Consider the following 5,216-nt stretch of genomic DNA (forward strand, 5'->3'; position numbering starts at 1 on the left):
CCAATACTGCTTCCCTCTAGGCAGCGTGACGTCTTTACTATAATCTTGAGCACGCACGACTATGCTATTGGGGCCTATTGCATTCAACACAGCAGTAATATCCGCATGAAATGGGGTGTGGCCTCCCTCATGACTTGCTACTAAATGTCCATTTACCCATACCTTTGCTTCATAATCAACAGCACCGAAATGGAGAATGATTCGTTTCCCTGCATACTCCGTTGGAACCTCAATACTTTTACGATACCATACGATATCGTGAAACGATTTTTCATTAATGCCGCTTAACTCGCTTTGGTAACAAAATGGCACCTGAATCTTGCGATCAAACTGTTTTCTCTCGAACCATTTATTATCACAACCTGCGTTTGAGTCGTCATACTCAAATTCCCATTCCCCGTTCAGGTTTAACCAGGATGATCGCTCAAATTGCGGTCTTGGATATTCATTTCGTATTGCATCCATCATGTTCCCACTCCAGTCCTATTGCTTATGCTTATATATTATTTTTTTAGCGGATTTATCATTAAATGGTTGAACAACATTGTTGAACGTTCTGACCGAATGCCTACCTTGCCATGCAAAAATGGATAAGGGTCCGTATAATTAATAACTGGAGTTGAGCCATCCCCCAGAAATAATTGTATGTTCCCGTCTTTTGCAACAACTCTGAACGAATAGGCTTTACCAGTTTCCAATTCTGCGGTTTCACTAGCTACTAAATTGGAATCATAGTTCATCCGATTCAAAGTTAGCTGCGAAGAAGAAATGCCGATGTAATAGCCCATGACTGCATCCCTAACCTGAGCCGGATGGTAGGATTCATTGGAAGCTCGAACAAAAACGCCTCCGATATCCGTTTCTGCATTCAACTGCACATCAAACGTCAGCTCATAATTGTCCCAATTGTCACTGCCCGCAAACAACATGTCATCATCTATGCCGCTGCCGCTATAATCATCCTCCGATTGTCCAAACAGCCCCATTCCCGTTTGAGAGGATAATGAATGGAACGGCTGCTCCTTATCCAGCAGGTCTATAGCAAACAGCTCAAAGGAATGCATTTCCACTGGTCCAGCTTTCAGCTCTATCTTAAGCTCATGAAAACCTGCCGCAATTTCGATTGTTCCAATTCGAACCTTCGCTGTACCTTCTACAAAGGCTGGGTCATCGGCTTTGATCTTCGTCTTCACGGCTTCGCCGCCGTCAATTGACCATTCCAAGACAACATCCTTCTCCGGCTTTTTAAGCGTTAAGCCGATCCCGTATTTCGCATGATCCTTCACATTCAGCTTGTATTTCAACCAGTCACCGCCTTGCAGCAGGCTCACGGAATAACTGCCGTCATCCAGCTTGCGAATCGGTACACCGTCTGCTTTCCTAAAATCACTGGTCTCGGATGACTTCTGCTCCAAATGAAAGCCGCGATCAGCTTCCTTCAAATAATGAACCGACTCAATTGCCCCAGGCACAGGCTTATAGGCCTCAAAATCACTGCTGCCGCCTGCTTCATTCGTAAAGGCTGTATATTCATAAATTGGCTGCGACTGATTGGCGATATAGCCAATTTTCCCGCCGCTCGGCTTAGCTGTATGCTCCTCTATCTTTTTCATTCCATCGAAGAAGACAAGAACGCTGTCATCACGCTGCTCAACACGAATCGTATGCAGCTTCGAGTAATCAAATTCACTAGGAAGCAGTGCTTGTGCAAGCTGTTTCTCTGATCCATTTTGAACCGTTACATACCCAATCTCATGTTTGCCTGGCCACAGCTTAATTGCTGAATAATTAGCTTCATCTGCATAAGAGAATACTGCTGCAATCGTACCGCTATCCACTGCACTGTCCGAAAAATTCAATCGGAAGTTATATTCCGCAATAAAGGCATCTTCCGTCGAAAGTTTACTCAGTACCTTTTGTTCAGCCGCGGACGATGATTTATCCCATTGTTCTGAAGAAATGCCGTCAGTGAGCCAGCTATATAATGAAGGCATTGCTGGCGCAGGCTGCATATGATCATGAGATGGACCAAAAACAACCAGCTTATCACCGTTATAGGCAAGTCGATCAATGTTCAATTCACGTACTGGCGGGCCTTCAGAAGAATGTCCAACCAGATTATGATAAGTAAAATAATAAGAGTCCATATCCGGCCCAAGCACTGTTGCACTATGGCCAAGCCCTTTAAATTCATCCTTTACGCTGATGACGATCGGATTGTTTGCAGGAATCGTATAATCGCCGAAAGGCCCATCCTTGGATACTGCGTAGTTCACCCGATAACCGTTGCTAAATACGTGATTGCCCGTATACGTCATATAGTAAAGGCCATTTCTCTTCCAGATCATTGAACCTTCTGTCCAATGTCCAAGAAATGCATTAGTCGTTACGCCAACATCAATCGTTAATGGATCTGGCATTTCATGCGCAACGATGCCTTGCGTGCCTGCATTCGTAAAATACCATTTCCCGTCATCGTCAATAAAAACAGAGCCATCGATAGAATTTCCGAGATTTTCGGTTTTGACGACGAAAGGGCCCGTTGGGCTGTCGCTTTGCAGCACATAATGCCCTTGGCCTGCCGGGGATGTATATAAATAGAAGCTGCCATTCCAGTAAAAAACCTCAGGTGCATAAGCCCCAGTCGTAATGAGATCTTCAGTAACTAGACCTTCATATTTCCAATCCACTAAATTTTCGGAGCTCCAAGCTTTAATGCCCGGACGAAAGTCCTTTGTACTGCAATACAAATAAAACCTACCGTTGTAACGCATGATGAAAGGATCACCGATCCCGTAATCCTCCCACTCTTGCTCCAGCTTCAACGAATTTGTATACAATTTAGCATCCTCCTTCAACAGTACGACTGCTTTTTCTTCTGGCGTGGACTTGCAGCCACTTAACATGACTACAATGCATACAACGAGGAAGGCGACAAGCTTCGTCGCCCTCATTTGTGTAAGGTTAAAATATCTCATGCGCTAACCTTTTAAGCCGCTAATCGCCATAGACTCGATAAAGTAGCGTTGGCAGAAAAAGAATACAAGAATGACTGGAACCATCGATATAATCGATGCTGCCAAGATTACCGGATAGTTAGAAGATCCCATATATTGTGATTGCATAGAAGCAATAAGAACTTGAATGGTTTGTTTCTGCGGTGAGCTTAAATAAATAAGCGGTCCCATAAAATCATTCCAAATGCCCATAAAGCTTAACGCTGCTTGAGCTGCAATCGCAGGTTTTGCAACCGGCAGTGCAATGGTCCAGAAGGTACGGAAGAAACCGCTGCCGTCCAGCTTCGCTGCTTCCACCAGCTCATTCGGCAAACCTCCCGCCAAGTATTGGCGCAGGAAGAAAATAACGACGATATTGCCAAATAACCCGGGTACGATAAGCGGTAAAAGCGTATCCGTCCAATTAATTGACGAGAAGCCAATAAACTGAGGAATCATAACGACGGAAAAAGGAATCATCATCGTGCCAAGCAAGGATAGAAAAATAGCATCTTTAAACGGAAATTCAATCTTAGCGAATGCATATGCCGCCATTGTTGAAACGAATATTCCAATGACAAGTACAAAGACGACAATAATCATGCTATTCATAAAACCGCTTAGCAACGGAGAATCATTCCAAGCCGTTACATAGTTTTTGAATGTAGCCGGGTCTGGAATCCATTTAGGCGGAATTTCAAAAACGTTGCGTTGATCTTTTAATGAAGTGGATATCGTCCATACGAACGGCGCCAGCATAATAATAGAGCCGATACATAGAATTAATGCCACCCAAAGGTTTGTTAGTCGTTTCTGTTGCATTTGAAATCAAACTCCCCTCGCAAACTGTAACGGTAAAAGATTAATCGTTGTACACCCATTTTTTCGATAAACGGAACTGAAGGAGTGTAACGATGAAAATAATAATGCCAAGAACCCAAGCCACTGAGCTGGCATAACCCATATTAAAATACTTGAACGCATTTTCGAAAATATAAAATACTACGGTTGCCGCACTATACTCCGGCCCTCCGTCGCCTGCCAATACGTAAATTTGGCTAAACGATTGGAACGCGCCGATAACGCCCATGACAATAACGAAAAAATGAATGTTCGTCAGCAGTGGAATGGTAATTAACCGCAGTTTCTGGAATGCACTCGCGCCATCCACTTCAGCTGCCTCGTAATAGGACGACGAAATCGATTGCAGCCCGGCTAAATAAAGAACCATCGTACCGCCAACGCCGCCCCATACTCCCATCAAAATCATGGAAGGCTTAATCCAATTTGCGTCACCTAACCAGTTAGGCCCTTCGATGCCGAACCAACTCCACATCGTTTGGTTGAGCAAACCAAAATCTTGATTCAAGATCCATTGCCATAACAACGACACCGCAATAATGGGTGAAATGACTGGCAAGTAATAGATTGTCCGTAAAAACGAGATTCCTTTGAGCGGACGGTTCATCATAATAGCAAGCAAGAGTGCCACAATCATGCCAATGGGTATGCCCAGCATCATAAATACTGTGTTAAAAAGTGATTTGTACACCTTCTCATCGTGAAAAACTTCGATATAGTTATCAAAACCTACAAACTCAGGCGGCGTAACCAAATCCCAAGACGTGAAGCTTAACCACGCGGAGTAAAGAAGCGGTGCGACTCCAAAAATGAGAAAGCCAAGCACTGGGGCCGCGACAAACAGGTAGGCCCATGCATATTCTTTGCGGATATAACTAGGTTTACTTTTCCTCATGCGTACACATCCTCGCACTAGCTATTCGTTATTTATGTTTATCATTCGAAACTTTCGTTTACTTATTTCCCTTGTCATACAGCTCTTGAAGCTTCGGCTGCAATTCCTTCGCCCAGTCTGCAGCAGTCATCTTGCCATCCCATACTTTGCCGGCCTCTTGCCACATCGTATCGATCCATTTTGTATCCTTTGAACCGAACTCAATTGGCGGATGGCCGTAATCTTCAATAATATCAAGGAATACTTGACGATTTGCTGGTGCTTTGTCATAAGCTACAAACTCGCCTTTTGCCATATCGATCAAGTTTGGCACCGCTTGCCCAAGCTCGTAGTTTTGCTTTTGTCCTTCTTTATCCAGTGCAAGGAATGCTGCTAAGTTAAATGCTTCTTGTGCATGCTTCGATTTGCTGGATACCGAGTAACCCATTGAGCCAACCCACGTCCCTGCTTTGCCTGTCTCCGGA

The 5,216-nt window shown here is 44.2% G+C and carries 4 protein-coding genes and 1 pseudogene; all 5 read right to left on the reverse strand.

Features of this window, described 5'->3' with window-relative positions:
- A partial coding sequence (locus tag AC1DSE_RS29670) for a sugar-binding domain-containing protein (protein ID WP_477528656.1) occupies positions 1–468 on the reverse strand: 468 nt, incomplete at its 3' end.
- A gap of 35 nt (positions 469–503) precedes the next feature.
- Positions 504–2,978 (reverse strand): family 43 glycosylhydrolase, encoded by a 2,475-nt coding sequence (locus AC1DSE_RS29675; protein WP_477510906.1) that lies wholly within the window; start codon positions 2,976–2,978, stop codon positions 504–506.
- Between the two features lie 3 nt (positions 2,979–2,981).
- A complete protein-coding gene (locus tag AC1DSE_RS29680) occupies positions 2,982–3,818 on the reverse strand; it encodes a carbohydrate ABC transporter permease (protein WP_441882653.1) in 837 nt (278 codons plus the stop codon).
- A 40-nt stretch (positions 3,819–3,858) separates the two neighbouring features.
- Entirely contained in the window at positions 3,859–4,752 is an 894-nt protein-coding gene (locus tag AC1DSE_RS29685; RefSeq protein WP_076267158.1) for a carbohydrate ABC transporter permease, read from the reverse strand.
- 58 nt (positions 4,753–4,810) lie between these two features.
- Positions 4,811–5,216 (reverse strand): annotated as a pseudogene (locus tag AC1DSE_RS29690) (ABC transporter substrate-binding protein); the annotation flags it as partial.

The organism is Paenibacillus sp. 01L418 (assembly GCF_056400045.1).